4 protein-coding genes are annotated in these 21,387 nt (G+C 39.5%); 3 read left to right on the top strand and 1 reads right to left on the bottom strand.

The window, feature by feature from the left end; translation table 11 throughout:
* Positions 1 to 96 precede the first annotated feature (96 nt).
* Positions 97 to 3,105, bottom strand: a complete 3,009-nt coding sequence (locus BN1938_RS22530; RefSeq protein WP_050642624.1) for a leucine-rich repeat protein — start codon at positions 3,103 to 3,105, stop codon at positions 97 to 99.
* 616 nt (positions 3,106 to 3,721) lie between these two features.
* Between BN1938_RS22530 and BN1938_RS22525 the strand changes: the two genes are divergently transcribed.
* The 3 genes from BN1938_RS22525 to BN1938_RS22515 all read left to right on the top strand — a co-directional run bounded on the left by BN1938_RS22525 (position 3,722) and on the right by BN1938_RS22515 (position 21,385).
* A complete protein-coding gene (locus BN1938_RS22525) occupies positions 3,722 to 10,240 on the top strand; it encodes a leucine-rich repeat protein (protein WP_187376338.1) in 6,519 nt (2,172 codons plus the stop codon).
* Between the two features lie 498 nt (positions 10,241 to 10,738).
* A complete protein-coding gene (locus tag BN1938_RS22520) occupies positions 10,739 to 16,891 on the top strand; it encodes a leucine-rich repeat protein (protein WP_050642622.1) in 6,153 nt (2,050 codons plus the stop codon).
* Between the two features lie 171 nt (positions 16,892 to 17,062).
* The gene (locus tag BN1938_RS22515) at positions 17,063 to 21,385 is read left to right on the top strand and encodes a leucine-rich repeat protein (protein WP_050642621.1); all 4,323 of its coding nucleotides are present in this window, start codon (positions 17,063 to 17,065) and stop codon (positions 21,383 to 21,385) included.
* Positions 21,386 to 21,387 lie beyond the last annotated feature (2 nt).

Genomic DNA, 21,387 nt, shown 5'->3' with positions numbered 1-21,387 from the left:
CAGAAAAGCAGTTCTTCTATTGGCAGAGGATCCTTACACAAAAACAGAGCATACAGGTCTGAGAAGTCATAACCCGAACCAGTATGCTCTTTGTTGTTATTTATTTATCCTTACTTTCTTACTGCTGCCCCAAGCAGAGTAATATTTTGTACCTGAAACAGTCTTATAACTTCTTATTCGTACATAGTATGTTTTTCCTTTTGACAGACCGCTAATTGTCTTGGAGATATTTTTGTAGCCAGAGACAGAAGTGGTCTTATTACCATTAGAAAAAGTTTTAGAGGTGGAATATTGTATTTGGTACCCTGTTGCCTTTGAATTTTGTTTCCACTTTACATACATTTTTTTCCCGGATTTGTTTGATAAACTGGAAATTGCTGCACCATTCATACGTACTATTTTTTTGCTTGTAGCGCTTCCGCTTACTTTACTGGAGTTATAAGCCTTAACCAGATAATAATATGCTGTACCATTTTTATTTTTTACGGAAGTATCTGTCCAGCTTAAAGTTGAATTTTTAGTGATAGTTTTTACCTTACTGTAACTACCGCTGGAGGTTCTTCGGTAGATATAATATCCAGCTGCGCTGGAGCTCTTTTTCCAGGTTATTTTAATACCGGATGAATAATTTACACAACTTGAAACCGTTACTTTAGGTAAATCAAGATAGCTGATTTTATATTTGTTTTCTTTAGCATATGATGCGATTGGAGAATAGTAATAACATTTAAAGGTTAAGGACGATTTACAATTTCCGAATGCATTTTCGTCAATAACTGCTGTTTTGGAAGATACAGTTACAGATGATAAGTTATGGCAATTATAAAATGCATATTCGCCGATGGTTTTCACACTGGCCGGAATGGTAACGGAAGTAATATGTGCGTATTGATGATTACTTTTGTCACTGTTAGTCGCAAAGATAAATGCAGGGATCTGAGTCACTGATGAACCAAATGTTACTTTAAAGGAAGATACATTCGTTCCGGTATTATAAAATAAAGAGTAAGAATCTGAATAGTACCCACTACTCCGGTCACTGCAATCCCCAATATTTCCGTTAATAGTAATAGAGGATAAGTTTGTACAATTCTTAAACACACATCTACCCAATGATGAGGTTGCCTTTGGCAATACAACTGTATTTAAATTCGTGCAGCCTTCAAACACAGAATCTTCAATTGTTGTAACCTTTGGTGGTAAACTGAGGGACTTTAACGTGGTATTATTTGCAAAGCTATATCGACCTAAAATTCTCAGCCCCTTACTCCAGCTTATGCCTGTTAAATCATAGCAGTTATAAAAAGCATTCTGTCCTATTTCAGTCACATTGTCGGAAATGATCAAAGATGTAATATGTACATACTTATCTTCACTTTTGTTACTATTAGTCGCAAAGATAAATGCAGGGATCCGAGTCACTGATGGACCAAATGTTACTTTAAAGGAAGATACATTCGTTCCGGTATTATAAAATGAAGAGTAAGAATCTGAATAGTACCCACTACTCCGGTCACTGCAATCCCCAATATTTCCGTTGATAGTAATAGAAGATAAGTTTGTACAATTCTTAAACACACATCTACCCAATGATGAGGTTGCCTTTGGCAATACAACTGTATTTAAATTCGTGCAGCCTTCAAACACAGAATCCTCAATTGTTGTAACCTTTGGTGGTAAACTGAGGGACTTTAGCGCGGTATTATTTGCAAAGCTATATTGACCTAAAATTCTCAGCCCCTTACTCCAGCTTATGCCTGTTAAATCATAGCAGTTATAAAAAGCATTCTGTCCTATTTCAGTCACATTGTCGGAAATGATCAAAGATGTAATATGTACATACTTATCTTCACTTTTGTTACTATTAGTCGCAAAGATAAATGCAGGGATCCGAGTCACTGATGGACCAAATGTTACTTTAAAGGAAGATACATTCGTTCCGGTATTATAAAATGAAGAGTAAGAATCTGAATAGTACCCACTACTCCGGTCACTGCAATCCCCAATATTTCCATTAATAGTAATAGAGGATAAATTTGTACAATTCTTAAACACACATCTTCCCAGTGAAGAGATGCTTTCAGGTAAAACAACGGTTCTCAGCGCTGTATTATTTTCAAAGGCCGAGTCCTCAATTTTTCTTAATTTATAGTTTATTCCACCATACGCTAAAGTGGTAGGAACTGTAACTGAGGAAGCAGTTCCATTGTAAGAATAGATCGCGGCAGTTCCGTCTGAGAGCGTATAAGTCCAGTTTCCTATTGTCACAGTATTTGAATTTGAGCGCGATTGGATTGCATTTTTTTCACGTGTTTTGGACGCTGTACTCTTAGCGGCATTGGTTTTATTCTCTTCATCTTTGCGCTCAAGAACAACTAATATCGTAAGGCTCTCGTCTATGCTATATCCTGCTTCTAATTCCCCGCTGAAAAAATAAGTACCTTCCTGTGGCCAGTTTTCATTGTCTATTTTTATGTAGGTTTCAGACTGCCATTTTACAATTTTTATTTGTTGCGTATCTTTTTCACCATCAAGAGTAACAATAAGCTCTTGAGGAAGTAAGTTTGTTATTTTTTCAAGATCATAGCCCTCATCTTCAAGGGTGGAAAGACTAAGTACCCACGTCTTTTTTTCTTTATTAAATTCCAATTTATTTGCAAGTTTATCTATATCAACCATATCGTCTTCATAATACCATCCCCACTCCATGATTTTCTTATCAGATTCAAGAGTCGGCTCATTGCTAGTTTCATCAGATGATTCAGATTCCTGAGGAGTATCTGTGTTCGGATTATTAGTATTTTCTTCTCCCGGTTGAAGTGGCGGAGCAATACTATCTTCATTTGACGATGGCTCAGGGTTTATGATGTTCTTGTCCTCAGCTCTTTCTGGTATATTGGAAACAATAATATCACTACTATCTTGCGGGACTTCCTGGCTAGGATCATCCCCAGTCTCCAATTCAGCTGCTGCATTATCATTCGAAAGCGGCCCAGGTACACCTTCACTCCCCACGATAATGCTTTCATTCGCGGCATAAACTGGTAATGTACATGAAATTACCATTGCAGTACTAAGCAATAATGCCAGAATCCTCTTTTTCATATAAATTTCCCTCCCTCTCGGCTGGCAGCGCGAAGCTTCGCACTTAGCCCATAATTGTTTTACGTTTTTTTCTGTTTTTCAAAACGTGAACACTATTATTTGGACATGTCCTTATAAATAAAAGTGACTGCCATGTTATTTATTTTATTCTCTTATTTGGATAATTCAATAGATTGTTCATTTTTGGCTTTCTATATGTAATTATTTGCCATACCTAATTACCCTAGAGTTTGTCTTGTATTGATTATCTACTAATCGTTATCTTCTATATGTATATTATTTTTTACAACAAAGTAATCTGTTTTAGGAGGTATCGCTTTTTGATAGGCATAAATAAACGACGGGATAATAAGTTCTGGTAAATAATTACACATAAAACACCAAAAGTTAACTCCCCATTGAATTACCTGAACAAAGGAATAAAATGAATGGAAAGGGGGCTTATAAGATGAAGAAAAGTATAGTTGCATTAATCTTAGTTATAACACTGATTTTGAGTGATTCCTCAATGGTGTTTGCAGCAGAAGAAAGCAAACAGAATGATGTGTCGAAGGGACAGGGGATCGTAGTAGGGCAGGCAGAACCGGAAGAGACTGAAGAAATAGTAAAATATCAGGTGGATAATATTCTGTATTTTTTTGAAGAAGAAGGAAGACAGGTAACTGTAGCAGGCACGAATATAAGTGAGGCATCTGTAATTGTAATTCCAGAAGAAATTTGTATTGAAGAACAGAGTTATCCTGTAAATGCTATACAATCTGAGGCATTTGCAAATATGACATCATTACGGTCTGTGGTCTTTCCTGATAGTATTGTTAATTTTCCCGATTTAATGTTTCATGCGGATAGTGAGCTAACTATCTATTGCAATTATGGCAGTGCTGCCGAAACATATGCAAAAGAAAATAACATCAATTATAGTCTGGACTTATACTCTTTGGAAGTAGCGAAGGAAGAGCTTATAATTGGGGAAAGGACACCCATATCTATTGAAAGTGAAATCTTGGAAAATAACATAGTAGGTAAAATAGAAAAGAGTTTAATTAGCAGGGATGAAAATATTCTAAGCGTACAAGACGAGCAGTTGATAGCAAATAATGTGGGTGATACGGTAGTGGATATAGACTATTGCGGCATAAAGAAGACGCTGGAAATAAAAATCACAGAGGCATCAATGCAAAAAGAGGAAGAAGTAAAGCAAGTTGATGGTCGTCAAAATTCTGTGAATAAGTCTGTGCAGAGCCGTGAAAGTGATTTTGAGTATACGGTTTCCGATTCCGGACTGATTATTTCTAAATACATAGGAACAGAATCAGTTGTGAGTATACCGAATACAATTGCAGGTTTGGTGGTGACTGAAATTGGCGAAATGGCATTTCATAATTATACGGATCTACAAAAAATAGTAATACCCGAGGGAGTAGAAAGAATCAGTAGATTTGCCTTTGAGGGATGTACTGGTCTGAGAGAAGTAAAGCTGCCTGGAAAATTGAAAAGTATGGGAGAAGGTGCATTTGGATCATGTGACGGGCTGACGGGGATAGAAATACCTAAGAGTCTGGAAGACGGAGGAAGCGGGATCACTTGGTCAGGGGCATTTAATGGGTGTAAGAATTTAAAAGATGTAAAGTTTGAGGAGGGGACAAAACAGATAGCGGCCTCACTCTTTGCATATTGCAGCGGCCTGGAAGAGGTAGTCATACCAGAAACAATAGAAGTCATAGATAAGGACGCCTTTTTAGGCGCTGATTCTTTAAAAAAAGTAAGTATAGGAAGTGGAGTAAAGGAAATTAAGGAAGGAGCCTTTCAATACTGCAAAAGCCTTCAAACAGTAACAATCCCGGACAGTGTAATTAGTATAGGAGATTTCGCTTTTCAAGAATGTAGTAATCTAAGTCAGATAAAGCTGTCCGGAAATTTAAAAAGTATGGGAGCATGGGCATTTGGGTCATGTAATGGTTTGACGGGGATAGAAATACCTAAGAGTCTGGAAGACGGAGGAAGCGGGATCACTTGGTCAGGGGCATTTAATGAGTGTGAGAATTTAAAAGATGTAAAGTTTGAGGAGGGGACAAAACAGATAGCGGCCTCACTCTTTGCATATTGCAGCGGCCTGGAAGAGATAATCATACCAGAAACAGTAGAAGTAATAGATAAGGATGCTTTTTTAGGCGCTGATTCGTTAAAAAAAGTAAGTATAGGAAGCGGAGTAAAGGAAATTAAGGAAGGAGCCTTTCAATACTGCAAAAGCCTTCAAGCGGTAATAATCCCAGATAGTGTAATTAGCATAGGAGATTTCGCTTTTCAAGAATGTAGTAATCTAAGTCAGATAAAGCTGTCCGGAAATTTAAAAAGTATGGGAGCATGGGCATTTGGGTCATGTAATGGTCTGACGGAGATAGAAATACCGAAAAGCCTGGAAGACGGAGGAAGCGGGATCACCTGGTCAGGGGCATTTAATGAGTGTGAGAATTTAAAAGATGTAAAGTTTGAGGAGGGAACAAAACAGATAGCTGCCTCACTCTTTTCAAATTGTAATGGCTTGGAACAGATTATGGTTCCGGAAACAGTAAAAAAAATAGGTTCAGATGCCTTCCGAAATTGTGAGGGTTTGCAAAAAGTTTACTTCACAGATGGGGAGATATCCATTGATTCTGATGCATTTTTACAATGCCCTAATGCGGTATTCTACTGCCCGGCTGCGTCGTATGCGCTGGTCTACGCGATGGATCATAGTATAGACTTTGTAGTTACCGGGGGCGGATTTAAAATTCCGGATAAATCGGTTTTGGTGAAAGAAAGTACATCGTATGAACTAAATTCAAGTACTGCAATTACAAATGGCACTATGCAGCTTAATTTAGATTATGCTATAAAAGATGAGATATTTAATTCCATGTCGGATAAAGAGATTGTGATAAAGATTCCAGATATTGCCGCTTTAATACCGAATTCGTTAACCCTTGATGGCGCAATTTATGAAGAGTACCAGGAAGAAGGATCAAGAATTATTATTCCGGTAGAGAAAAAAAGCGGAAAGATAAGATTGAGTATTGATCCGGGTTCTGATGGAAAGATATTAAGTTATGCTTATTTGACCGATATGCGTAATGAAAATCTGGAACAAAATATTATTGGAATTATTAATGAGTTCAGAACAATATTATCAATAAATGCCCCAAGCTTAATAAATGATGCATCTGTAGAAATATCTGGTGTTGCACCGGCAAATACAGAGGCCATAATATTGATTGATGATATGGAAGTTGTTCGTGCTACATCTAAAAAAAATGGGGCTTATTCTACAACTATTCAAATTCCGGAACCAGTGGAAGGAAGAACATATAAAATTTCGATCCGCTGTAACGAAACTGAGGCAAGTACACGTGTCAAATATTCGATAGACGAGCCAATTCTGACAGAATTTAATATGTATTATAATGGAATGGTATATGATTTGTTGGATAAATCTATTATAAATAGCGTGACATTTATTGGGGCAGCATATAGTTTTCGCGTGAGATTTGAAAATGCACACAATGTAGATATAGTAAAGATTACAAGTGAAAGAAATGGTGTAGTAAAAGCTATTGAAGCTAAATGGGATAACACCAGCAAGTCATTTATAGCAGACGGATGGTTTGACCCGGATGCACATGACTATGTGCCTGGTGTGATGAATGTATACTATACGACTAAAGGCACCGGTGAGGATATGAATGATCCGGAAACCGCATTTTCAAAAACAGATGGTCTGTCTGAGGAATGGAAAAATGCTAAAATAGATGTGATTACAGATACAACCAGCAAATTTGCAGCCAATATTAATATAGAAAACAAAGGCACCCTGGAGTATGCGTGTCAAACATATTCTGTTGAAGAAATGTATCAGTGGTGTATGAATGAAATAGGCGCCAATAAAGCAGCAATGTCTTTAAGTGCATATCAAAGAAGCACGGACAGTAGTCTCATGACAATGATTTTCCGTAAACTGGTTGATTTAGGCTTTGACGTGGCTAACGATGGGATGAAGAGTGCCATAAAACAGGATGGGAAAAGTATTAAAACGATACATTATGATGCAGCAAAAGGATATTTTGTCAGCGAGACGGTAGAAATGCTTACAGAATCTCAAGCATCTAACATTGCGGAGTTTGCTCTAGGAAATACCTTTGACAATGCAGGCGGCAGTGTTGTATTTTCATTGGGATATGGAAGCGTACAAAATATGCTTTCCTGGGGAAATACCTACTATGATATTGAAGGCTTAAAAAATGAAATAAGAGTATCAGACAGAACGCAACAGCAAAAACAGTCGTCGCTTTCCCATCTAAAGTATTTAGAAACGCTTTCTACAGATATATTGATTGTAAGGTCTATTGGCACGGTCTTAAGTGCAGCCGGTAAGGGAATCATACTTTCTGGCGGTGGCGTGGTTGCCGGAGGGGCGCTTTTTGTATGCGGATGGTTTATACAGGATATCTTAGCTGAATTTATGCAGAAGGATCTTGATAATTGTATTGGTATGTATAAAGGAAATACTTCAGGGGTTCGTTTCAGATGGGTTATAGATCCCAGCGGTTATGTATATGAAGGTGTCTCAGAGAATAGACTGTCAGGTGTAACTGCTACTATTTACTATAAAGATCCGGAAACCAGACAGGCCGTGCAGTGGAATGCGGATGAGTATGAACAGGGGAATCCCCTTGTTACGGACGAATATGGTACGTATGCTTGGGATGTTCCGGAAGGGATGTGGTGTGTAAAGTATCAGAAGGAAGGCTATGAAGAATACACGACAGCGTGGATGGAAGTGCCGCCTCCGCAGACCGGCATTAATATAGGTCTGATATCAAAAGAAGCACCTGAAATAGAAGTTTGCAATGTGTACGCAGACCATGCAATTGTTGTCTTCTCAAAATATATGGATCCGGCAAAAGTCTCCTATATGGTTTTGAAGGACAGCAGTGGGAAAAATATAAAATATTCTTTAGAATATGATACATCATTACTAAATGAACAAGGTAAAAACTACGCAAAAGAGTACAAACTGTTCTTTGAAGAGGGTTACATTGCAGATACAAGCAAATCTTTTAAAGTTGTGATGAGCCGTAAAATGCTGGATTATGCCGGGATTGCTATGAATGAAGGTGAAGAAATTGTACCTGATTCAATGAATGATTTGGGAATTCAGCTCCCCGAGACAGTGACAATTGCCAATAATGAACTGGCGGAAATTACTGTAAAGATCAAAAACTATACTGGGAGCGAAGAATTGACATGTGCATCCAATTTTAAAGAAATAGCAGATATTGAATCCATAAGTAACATTGCAAGAGATGGTTCAGCGACGGTTAAGATTAATGCAAATATGCAGGGAACGACCATTTTCACTTTTGGAATTAAAGGAACAAGTATAACAGCGATGCTGGCAGTAATGGTTGGGGATCAGACTGATATCGGAAAAATTCCATTCAGCATTAATATTAAACGGAGTGCTTATGCAGTGGCAGTAGGGAAAACAATTGAAATAATTCCTGAAATCTATCCGGCAAATAAAAACGGAGGCAAATGGTCAATTGTAGATAATAAGGAAAATGTATCAGTAAGCAAAAATACATTTAAAGGCATAAAGGAAGGGATCGTTAAGGCGAGGTATACTCTAAATGATGATTCAGAAATCTATTCAGAGTGTACAATTAAAGTGGAGAAGACTAAAATTAATACGCCCTCAAAACCAAAGGTTTCTATAGCAGACGCTGGATATAATAGCCAGAAAATCAGTTGGACAGAGGTGAAAAATGCAGCGGGGTATGAAATTTATCAGGCAGAAAGCAGTAACGGCAGTTATACGAAAGTAAAAACAATCACGAATCAGAGTACAACATCCTATACGATTGGGAAGCGCGTTACTGGCAAGAGATACTATTATAAAATACGCGCCTATGTCAAAGAAGATGGAAGCAATGTATATGGAAGTTATTCTTCTGCTGTAAGTGGTTACACGAAACCATCAACTATTCAGATTACTTCTGTGTCAAGTGTGTCCTATAACAAATTAAAGATTACTTGGAAGAAGAGCAATGGAGCAAAAGGGTATCAGATTTATCGGAGTTTATCAAGTGGCGGAAGTTATTCGAAGGCAGGAACCGTGAACAATGGAAGTACAGTAACCTATACAGATAATGGCGTAAGTACCGGAAAGACATATTATTATAAAGTACGGCCGATAACAACTGTTTCCGGGACTACGGTAGCTGGTAGCTTTTCCGATGTGAAAAGTGGGAAAGCAAACGTAAATACTCCAACGATCAGTAAAATTACCGGAGGAACAAAGGCTGTTACCCTGGAATGGAATAATGTCAGTGGGGAGAGCGGATATCAAGTTTATATGGCGGCCAGTCAAAATGGTACTTACAGCAAACTTAAAACATTAAATGCAAATGCGACTTCTTATACTAAGACAGGGCTTTCTACTGCAAAAACATACTATTTTAAGGTTAGGGCATACCGTAAGGTGAATGGTGTGAATGTATACAGCAGCTTCAGTACTATTAAAAGTGCGGCAACGCGCACACTAGCTCCGACAATTACTTCTGTCACTGGCGGGGCAGGCAAAGCTACAGTCAAATGGAAAGCAGTTACCGGGGCATCAGGATACGTTGTTTATATGTCAACAAGTTCAGGCGGCACTTACAAGAACATCGGCACCACAAAGAGTGTGACAACGTCTCTGACAAAGACAGGGCTTTCCTCCGCGAGAAATTACTACTTTAAAGTACGCGCATACCGAAGTGCAGGAGGGGGTAAGGTTTATAGCAGTTTTAGTGCCGGCAAATGGTGCGGTACAGCAACTACAACACCTGCTATTAGTAAGATCACTGCAGGATCCAAAAAGATCAGTCTGCAGTGGAAAGATGTAAGCGGGGAAAGCGCTTATCAGGTATATATGGCAACGAGCAAAACTGGTACTTATAGCAAAGTTACAACATCAAAAGCAAATACTACCAGTTTTACAAAGCATGGCCTGATAAAAGGAAAAACATATTATTTTAAAATCAGGACGTACCGGAAGGTAAATGGTCAGAGTGTATACAGTAACTTTAGTGCTGTAAAATCTGCAAAAGTGAAATAATGATTTGGGTATTTCTATAATTATGGAAAATATTATTCTAAATGATTGTAGAGCTGAAAATATCAAGCCCTCTGTCGGCACTGGGTAACCAACGCTATCCATTCCTCTAGGGAGCGCCCCGGAGCCCGTTTTCTACTCATAATGAGACCTCCAAGCATAGTAAATTACTTCCTATTAGGGAAGTGTAGTAAATAACTATCTGATCTCATTATGAGTGAAAAATCGGTGGCTTTCTATTTATCCAATATTTACGCGCTTACCCTACTTACGGTTAAACAGAAATATGCGGAAGAATCAAACCCCCCGGAATACTCACATCTATATCACCTTGAGGTGTGCCTATTACGGATAATTACGTATAAAATGCCAAAGGTATACTGGCTATTGAATTACCCAAAATAAAAGAATAATATAAGTAAAGATAATTCTAATATAAAAATGTTTACTGTAAAATTATAGCAATATAGTAAGGAATGGTGTTATGCAGGAGGGCAGCTTATGAGGGAATATAAAAGACATAAAAGAATAGTTTCTTATATAATCACATTACTATTGACAGTATTATTCACCATACTCTTAATGGATACGAAAGTTTTTGCAGCAGAATCAGAGCCCATATCTGCATCATTAAGTTATTCAGATGCTGAAAAATTGGCTGATTTTGACTTCAGCCGTTATATTGCGAACCTATACATAACAGATGGAGATAATCCTATAAATAACGGAGTTCCCCCTTATGAAGGAAAAGTAGACAGTTATCATAACATTGGACATCCAAGTGCTGTACTTATGAGAGACTTGAATGATTCTGCTACATTTAAAAAGAATCTACAAATGTGGGAGTCTCTGAATTTCGATATATCGGGAAGCGCCGACTATATTATGAAGAAAGCGGATTTTTATTCCGCTGTTTTATTGTCGATGTTAAACATTTCAACTACGAGTGATCAGATGTTGGAGGCCTTTCAGTCAAAATATACGGATACGGCGCTTCAGGCCTCAGGGTGGATTCTGACAGGCCTGAAAGATGATTATAATATTACGGCAAATCAGTTGACAGGAATTAAGGTTTCAGATATTGACAGAAATGAACTAAACACTTTGTTTCAGAAAATAATGAAAGATAAGTATCACTTGGCTGATGGCGTATCCGGTGGCATGCAGATATTTTCATATTATGTTGATACGGTCAATACGATGCAGGAGTTGGTTAATATTATTTCATCATATGCTTGTATCTATCAAATGAGTAACGAATATTTTCAGGTTTTGTCGTATATGAAAACGTATGCAAATGACCAGGATCTTAAGCAGGCGATAACAAAAATCCTTGAATGTAAAGACGATATAATAAAGACGATTGTCAATGGATACAAAGATTCTGGTACAGTTGTGTCAAAAGTATTATATAAGAATATTGTTGGCTCTATATGGAGTGAGGCAGCTATGGGGAGTCCCTTTATGCCGGTATACTTGGCGCAGAAAGGTGCATCGGCATTATGTAATCTGTGTCTAAGTACTGATGAAATAGCCGAACAGTATTATAAAATGGATGCACTATGCAAGACGGAGGAAGCATTGTATTCCGCATATTTGGATATTCTCTATACATATTCAAACAACAGAACGACAGAGAATGCAAAATCCTGTACGGCAGCAGCTGAACTTTATTTTAATCTATTAAATGAAAGTTGTGAGTATGCTAAGACATATGGGAAAATTGTCTATGAAAAGTCACTGGCAGGACAGCTTCAAGATAAGAAGATCTATAATGTATGGCAAAAATCGGTTAATAGCATACAAGACACTTTCAACGAGGAGTGGGGGTGTATGCAGTATGCGTATATCAATTATATTGGGGAAGATTATCCGGATATATATAATGTTCTGATTAATAACAGGAATAGTGAGGGTGCTGTTCCTGTTACAGGTGTAGCTATTGCAGAGGAAGAATTGAATTGGGGGACGGATGATTATTTTACATTTATTAAATATAAGGTCTACCCAGAAAATGCTACAGATAAACAGGTGACTTTTAAAAGCTCAGATCCTACCATTCTTACTGTAAAGGATAATGGACTCGTGGAGCTTAAAAAAGCAGGAACAGCCAGAGTGACTGTTAGGACGCATGATGGGGGATATACTGACAGTGTAAAAATTAATGTAGTGAATGGAAATGGCAGCGGAGGTTGTGGCATTGGATTGCCTAGAATAATTGCATCAGGTAAATGTGGTAGTTATGCGTACTGGAAGCTGGATGAAAATGGACTTATGAATATTTATGGTAATGGGGAAATATGGGGAGGCAATTATATAAATGGCCAATTTTTTTACAATAGAATACCTTGGGATGATGTGAAAAACAAGATTAAGAAAGTCAATATCGCTACTGGAATAACAAGTGTATCAAGCCTTTGGTGGTGCGAATATATTGAGGAAGTAGAAATTGCAGACAGTGTTACCGCGATTGAAGAGGGTACCTTTACTGGCTGTTCCTGTCTAAAAAGTATAAAAATACCTGATAGCGTAACCCAAATTGGCGATGTTGCTTTTTTAGACTGTATAGCTTTGGAAGAGATAGAATTACCGAAAAATTTAAAACGACTAGGAAAATACTCTTATAGTGATAATGGACATGGGGCGTTCAAAGGATGCACGAGCCTGAAGAAAATAGATATCCCGGCATCTTTAACTGAATTTGGTGAAGGAACATTTTCAGGATGTACCTCACTTACGAACGCAGTGATAGAAAAAGGAGTTACTGAAATAGGATATAGTGCATTTACAGGATGCAGTGATTTAAAGTCTGTGTCAATTCCAGATACCGTCGTATCAATTGGCTGGGGAGCATTTGCAAATTGCAAATCATTAAAACAAATTGAATTACCAAATAAACTACAAACATTGGGGAATTATGCCTTTAATGGTTGTTCTTCATTAGAGCAGGTGTATATACCAGCATCCGTTACCGCTCTGGGAACAAATAGCAGCACAAGTCTGGTATATACTTTTTATGGATGTAATAGTCTAAAGATGATTACAGTTGCAGAAAAGAATAAGTATTATAAAACGATTAATGGCATACTTTACAGTAAAGATATGCAGACCTTATATTGTTGTCCGGAAAAAAATAAAGTTACTAGTATTAAATTAGGTGCAAATGTTCAAAACATCAGTGAATACGCTTTTCATAGCTGTAAAAATCTCGTGCAGATTGAAATGCCAAATAGTATTAAGAGTATTGGAAGTAATATTTTTGAGGGGTGTTCGGCACTATCTAAGATTAACATTCCAAATAGTCTTAGCTATATACCGAGGGATGCATTCAAGGATTGTTTAAGTTTAGGCGAAATCACGATTCCAGACAACATAAAAGATATAGGCTCTAATGCATTTATAAATTGCAAGAACTTAAAACTTGTAAATATTGAAAATGGTTTACAAAGTATTGCGTCTAACACCTTTTATGACTGCATTAACTTAAAAAGTATAGAAATTCCCGATACGGTTAGAACGATCGGCTCAGAAGCTCTCGGATACTTTACAGAAAGCGGGGGCGGATATGATGGAGAGATCTATAATTATACTTCTAAAATTAAAAACTTTAAAATACTATGCTGTGCGGATTCAGCGGCAGAAAACTACGCTGAAGAAAATAAATTTAGCTATGAGCATATTTCACACAAACATTACCTTGAAGTGATAAACATAAAAGAACCAACATGTACAGAAAAGGGAGAAAATAGACTGGTATGTGTTTGTGGGATGACGAAAAGCGAGCAGATTCCTGCAAAAGGACATAAATGGGATAGCGGGGTAGTAACAACGGAGCCAACATATACTGAGACCGGGATAAGGACATACAAATGCAGTATATGTTATAAAACAAAAACCGAGATTATCGCACCTCTTAGTTATAAAATTACTTATAATGCTAATGGTGGTAAAGGTGCTCCTACAATGCAGTCAAAGATCAAGGACAAAGCTATCACGCTCAGTAAGATCAAGCCAGTCCGGACCGGCTACACCTTCAAAGGATGGTCGGCAAGCAAGACGGCAGTTGCAGTTTCCTATCAGCCAGGCGAAATTTACAAGATAAATAAAGAGCTAACACTCTATGCCGTGTGGAAAGCCAATACCTACAAGGTGGCCTTTCATAAAAACGGAGGAAGCGGCAGCATAAGTACAGTATCTCGTACTTATAATAAACCGGCAGCGCTTCCGGATAATGCTTTCAAACGTTCCGGCTATAAGTTTAAAGGCTGGAATACAAAATCAGATGGAAGCGGTGTGCATTATTCTGATAAGGCAAGCGTGAAGAATTTAACTGCCTCGTCAGGTAAAACAGTGACACTTTATGCACAATGGGTAAAAGGCCAGAAGCTCATCTATAATGCCAATGGTGGGAAGATATCTGCTGCATCTAAGATGGTTTATAAAGGCTTTGCCTATGGGACGTTGTCAACTCCAACAAAAAAAGGGTATACTTTTGCAGGATGGTACACTGCAAAGAGCGGAGGTAGTAAAATAACATCTTCTACAAAGGTTACAAAAAGCAGCAGTCATACTTTGTATGCACAGTGGAAGCCTGTGAAATATACAGTGAAATATGTCTTGAACGGAGGGAAGAATCACACAAAGAATCCATCCGGCTACTACATATCCACTTCCACCATTACACTGCAGAACCCGACCCGCACCGGCTACAGATTCCAGGGCTGGTACACGAGCAGTAACTATAAAACAAAAGTGACAAAGATACCAAAAGGTAGTACAGGCAGCAGGACTTTGTATGCGAAATGGGCCTCGAATATTTACACAATCAGATACAACAAGAATGGAGCTGCCAGCGGCAGTATGGCAGACACGAAGTCATGCAGATACGGTACTGCTTACACGCTGAGAGCGAATACTTTTAAGAAGACTGGTTATACATTTGCCGGATGGAGCACCTCAGCCTCCGGGGCTGTCACATACAAAGACAAAGCGGACGTAAAGAATCTGACAAGTACAAATGGGGCGGTGAAGACCCTGTACGCGAAATGGACACCGAATGTATATAAGATTAATTATTATCTGAATGGAGGCGTAAACAGCAGCGATAATCCGTCTGACTATAAGGTTGTAACGAGTACAATTACTCTGAAAAATCCAAACCGTACAGGGTACACGTTTAGTGGTTGGTATACTAGCAGCAGTTTTAAGACGGAAATCACCCAAATTTCTAAGGGAAGTACCGGAACAAAAAATCTATATGCTAAATGGACAGCCAATTCCTATACGATCCACTACGATGCAAATGGCGGAAACGGAGCAGCAATGCAGGATACAACGTCCTGCAAATATGATACACTGTACAGCCTGAATATGAATTCTTATACCCGAAGTGGTTATAAATTTGTCGGATGGAACACGCAGAGCGATGGCAGCGGAGAAGCCTATGAGGATGGGGGAAAAGTCAAAAATCTTACAACATCTTCAGGTAAAGTAACCTTGTATGCACAATGGGAGACCTTAATCGTAGAAGTAACTCAGGTTGAGGTCAGCATCAACACGATGACAGTTAAGGTGGGAGATGAATTTCCGCTGGGTGCAAGGATTACACCTGTTGACGCCACAGATCCGACAGTAACATGGTCCAGTTCCGATACCTCAGTTATTGAGGTAGATGCCAATGGCTATGTGAAAGCTGTTGGCGCCGGTGAAGCGGATGTGACGGCAACCGCAAATAATGGGGTATCTGATTCCGGCAGAATTATAGTGGAGAGCAGCAGGATACCGATCGCTACCGCAGAGGAGCTTGCAGCAGTGGGGAATGACGTCAATGCGGATTACGAGCTGACGGCAGACATAGATCTAAGCGGATACGAATGGAGTCCGGTGGGCAGTAAAGAGGCTCCATTTACTGGCAGCCTGGAGGGAAATAATCATACGGTTACAGGCTTAACCATCACAGATTCCTCCAGGGTATATAGTGGTCTGTTTGGATATCTGAAGGGAACGGTACAGAATATGACGGTTGAAGGCCAGATCAATCTGACCGACAGCAACAACGACAGATTCCGTTATGCCGGGGGGATAGCCGGTTACGCACAGAATGCACATATTAAGAACTGCATAAACTACGTGACCATCAACGCTGAAAATAGAAATACTTCACAGGGAACCTACTGTTATGCAGGCGGTATCGCAGGCTGTGCAGCTGATTCTACAGTAATTGAGGAATGTACCAATTACGGCGAGGTATACGCCGGAGCTTTGGAAGGCACGAGAACCAGTACTTATGCAGGAGGGATTACTGGAGATTGTATTAATAGTGCTTTGATTTCAGAGTGTACAAATAATGGGGGGATCTCCGCGCATGCAGCCACAAGTTTTACTGATTACTGGACATCTGCTTATGCAGGGGGGATTTCAGGAGAGGTAGGCTGCGCATCTGTGAAAAATGCTATGAACAATCATTCAGTCTCTGCATCAGCCTTCCCCGAAGCAGCGACTGCTTACAGCAGCAGTGCCGAGGCTGGCGGGATCGCCGGCCATGCAACGGTGGCTGTTGTGGAAGGTATATCAACCACGGAAGATATAAAGGCAGAGGGAAATGATTATGCGGAAGCTTATTCCAATGTAGTGCTTGGGCGATATATTAATTAGACGAAGAAGGATTCTCGTTACTATGGGCTCAGATGCCGTACACTTTGCTGCGCGGCATCTGAGCCCATAAAGCGATGGAGCTGGGCATTGTAACACCGGGCATAGTAATGGGTTGTCTAAGATGATTGCAGAGTGTTATACTACTTATAGGAAAATGAGGGAGGAACTATTATGAAACGGAAGATATTAATTTTTAGTGTGCTTTCGGCGCTTTTTGTGGGAAGCAGCGTAATGCAGGTTTCTGCGCAGGATAGTAATGCGGATGAAATTGGCGAAGTGGCAGTGAGAATGGAAGAAGCAGGAGAACTCGGAGATATCTATATTGAACCTCAGGAAGGAACGGAAGAAACGTTTGAGGATTTCATGATAGAAGATTCGGATGAAACAGAGCTTCCTTCAGGATACCCGGAGATAACTCGGACAAAAAAAGCCGGAGAGGAACCGGGAATCGAAGCGACAGAAGATAAGGTTGAGAAACCATTGCCGCGGGCGGCTGCATCGTCAGCGACTGCTGCCTCCAGCTTCACTTATAAGAAGCTGTCCGATGGGACTGTTTCAATAACTCAGTATACTGGAACAGATACTGCGGTTAAGGTTCCAAATAAGCTGAAAGGGATGACAGTCACCCAAATAGGGGCACAGGCATTTGTAAACACAGATATTCAGTCTGTTGTTATACCAGAAGGAGTGAAAGTAATAGGCGAAGCCGCATTTTATGGATGCGGTAATCTAGATGTAATAACATTGCCAAAAAGCCTTAGAAAGATTGAAGCGGGTGCTTTTGTATACTGTTACAATCTGCAGAAGATAAACTTGAACGAAGGCCTGCAGAGCATAGGGGACTACGCTTTTCAAAATACGGGAATTCAAAGTATTACGATACCGTCAACATTGAAAACTATCGGCCAAACAATCTTTTACGGCTGCACATCGTTTACAGGATATGCGGAAAATAAAAACCCTTATTTTGCAGTGACAAGCGGAGTATTATATTCCAATGATAAAAAAACAATTGTGGATTATCCCACAGGAAAGACAGCGTCTTCTTATGCTATGCCCAGCAGCGTAACCACGATAAAAGAAGCTGCTTTTTTAGGAACGTATAATTTGCAGAAAGTGGTATTTGGTTCAAATATAAAAACGATAGGAGACTGGGCGTTTTCAAAATCCGGACTAACGGAGTTTTCGCTGCCTTCTACTGTAACTAAAATCGGAAATGGCATCGTAAGCGAATGCCCCAGTCTGAAAAAATTAACGATAAAAAACACAAAACTTAAGGCATTGCCGTATCAATTGGCCTATATGTGTACTTCCTTAGAAACGGTATATCTATCTGGTAAGATAGAAGAGATTGGTCAGCTGGATTTTGCTTATTGCAGCAGTTTGAAGAATGTAACACTGAACAGCGGCCTAAAAATAATCCTAAACGGAGCCTTCGGTGAATGCACATCTCTTGTGAGTATAAAACTGCCATCGGGTTTGGAAGAAATTGCATATCAGGCTTTTATGAATGATATCAAACTTACAAATGTAAATATACCAAGCTCTGTAAAGGCGATATACAGGCAGGCGTTTTATAATTGTCCGGCGTGGGAGCAGATAAAAAAGAAGATCGGGTTGGTCAATGTTGCAGGCGACGTTTATCAGGAGGCCCAAACTTTGAAAGTCACGGGCCAGGCCAACTATACCTATGCGTATCAGGTGCTGAGCTCTGTAAACAAATACCGAAAAGCAGCAGGATTGAAAACCTTGTCTATGGATCAGGAACTTCTGGATGCCGCCATGCAGAGGGCAGCAGAAATATCATTATATTTTGATCATAACAGGCCATATGGCGGAGCATGTTTTGAGGCTTCCGATAAGATGTTTGGGGAAAACATAGCGGCATATCAGACATCACCGGCATCCGTGATGAACTCCTGGATGAATTCAGACGGGCACAGAGGCAATATACTATCAGAGAATTATAATTGTGTGGGGATCGGTTGTTTCTCTCAGAACGGAACCTATTACTGGGTGCAGTGTTTCGGATGGGGAGATGTAAAGAATGCAGTGAAAAAAAGCGATTCCAATAAAAAATTTACGATCTATGCAACCGAAGAATACGTTGTTCCAAAGCTGCAGTTAGATACGCCAACGCTGAAGCTAAGTGCACAAAAAAGAATGACAGCATATGCAGGGGGAACTAAATTAGATGCTGATTCATTTAACTGGAAGAGCAGTAATACGCTGACTGCAACGGTTTCCACCTCAGGTCTGGTGAAGGCGCTTACAGGAGGAACAGCAAATATTACGATAACGAACAAGACGATGCCTTCTGTAAAGGATTCATTGAAAGTGACGGTGAATGCACCGAAATATCTGGTGAGATTTAATCCAAACGGAGGCAGCGTGTCAACGACTGCGAAAAAAGTATATAAAGGGAATAAATACAATTCTTTGCCAACTGCCTCAAGAAAAGGATATGAATTCCTGGGCTGGTATTCAGCAAAGAGCGGCGGCAGCAAAGTAGCCTCTACTACAATTGTGAAAAAGGGTGCAGATCACACGCTTTATGCACAGTGGAAAAAAACAAAATATACGGTGAAATATGTTACCGGTGGTGGAACAAACAATTCAAAGAATCCGTCCGCTTATTATATCACCAGTTCTACAATTACATTAAAAAATCCTGCCCGCAAAGGATATACCTTCAAAGGGTGGTATACGAGCAGTACATACAAAACTAAGGTAACGAAAATTACAAAAGGAAGTATCGGAAACAAGACATTTTATGCAAAGTGGTCGGTTAATCAATATACCATCCGTTATAATAAAAACGGGGCCACAAGCGGCAGTATGACAGATACAAAATCTTGTAAGTATAATACTTCCTATACACTGAAGTCCAATACATTTAAAAGAAGAGGTTATTCCTTTGCAGGGTGGGCAACGTCGGCAAAAGGCACTGTATTGTATAAAGATAAGGCAAGCGTAAAAAATCTGACAAGTACAAATGGTGCAATTAAGACACTATATGCGATGTGGAAGCCTATTACCTATAAGATTAATTATAATTTAAACGGAGGAAAGAACAATAGCAGTAATCCTGTAGGTTATAAAGTGTCAACCAGTACAATTAATTTGAAGAATCCAACGAGAACCGGATATACATTCAAGGGCTGGTATACGGACAGCAGCTATAAGACAAAGATTACATCCATTGCAAAAAGCAGTGTGGGCACAAAGAATCTATATGCAAAATGGTCACCTAACATATATTCAATTCATTACGATGCAAATGGAGGAACGGGTAAGAGTATGCAGGATACGGTGTCCTGCAGATATGGTACCGAGTACGCATTGCGTTCCAATACGTATGCACGTAAGAATTATAAATTTGCTGGATGGAATACAAAAGCCGATGGAACCGGAAAAACCTACAACAATCTTGCAAAAGTGAAGAACCTGACATCTGTTTCCGGCAGAAAGGTAACGTTATATGCACAGTGGAAGCCTTTGATTACAGGGCTGCAATTTGAAAAAAGCGTTCTGGAAATGGAACCGGGAGACACATATCAGCTCATACCGTTGGTTACACCGGCTGACATAAAAGATGTTATCATCACATACTCTGTAGCTGAAGCTGATGTAGTATTAGTCAGTAAGGACGGCTTGATAACCGCAGCAGCACCGGGAGAATGTGAAATTATCTGCAGTACTACGGATGGATCCGACATACAGGTTCCTATAAAAGTAATTGTAACAGCACAAAAGGTAAATGTTCCAGATGCAGCCGAATCAGAAGAGCGGTCTGAAAGCCAGAGTAATATATCTGATGAATTCAAACAGGAAGCCAGTGAGAATGATATACTTGGGGGAACACAAACAGATAAGGATGAGACAGCAGGAGCGGGATTGGATGAGGCCGAAGATGCAGTTGAACCAGACCCGGATAAAGCAGATACGGATAAATCTGATATAGTTGAACCAGGACGAGACGTGTCGGATGCGGCGGACGGAAGAGAAGTGATTCAGGTCAGTACAGTAGAAGAATTGGCAGAGATGCGTATGAATCCGGATGCAGACTATGAGTTGACAGCGGATATTGATCTGAACGAAACCGAATGGATTCCTGTTGGCGATGAGATAAATCCTTTTACAGGCAGCCTTGAGGGAAATAATCATACGATTTCAGGAATGGTAATCAAGGATGTGTCCCATAAGTATAATGGACTTTTTGGCAACTTGAAAGGGAGTATAAGAAATGTTGTTCTGAAAGGCCAGATTCATATGACATGTGCAGAGAGCACAGACATCCAATATGCCGGGGGCATAGCGGGTTATGCAGAACAGGCTGACATCATAAACTGTTTAAGCTATGTATCTATAGTTGTAGAAAACAAGGATGCAGAAGCACAAGGAACGGTCTGCTTAGGAGAAATTGTGGGAAAAGCGGCCGAAAATACACGAGTGGAGAATTGCATCAACTACAAATTCAGTATGGAGTATTAAAG

The sequence above is a fragment of the Eubacterium sp. SB2 genome, assembly GCF_001244405.1.
In the GTDB taxonomy this organism is placed as follows: Bacteria; Bacillota; Clostridia; order Lachnospirales; family Lachnospiraceae; genus Faecalicatena; species Faecalicatena contortus_B.
Note: the sequence above shows the minus strand (reverse complement) of the source record. Positions and strands in the feature narration are given on the sequence as shown.

Excerpts from the sequence above, each read along its gene's own strand:
- BN1938_RS22530 (WP_050642624.1), bottom strand. The coding sequence starts at position 3,105 with ATGAAAAAGAGGATTCTGGCATTATTGCTTAGTACTGCAATGGTAATT.
- BN1938_RS22520 (WP_050642622.1), top strand. The coding sequence starts at position 10,739 with ATGAGGGAATATAAAAGACATAAAAGAATAGTTTCTTATATAATCACA.
- BN1938_RS22515 (WP_050642621.1), top strand. The coding sequence starts at position 17,063 with ATGAAACGGAAGATATTAATTTTTAGTGTGCTTTCGGCGCTTTTTGTG.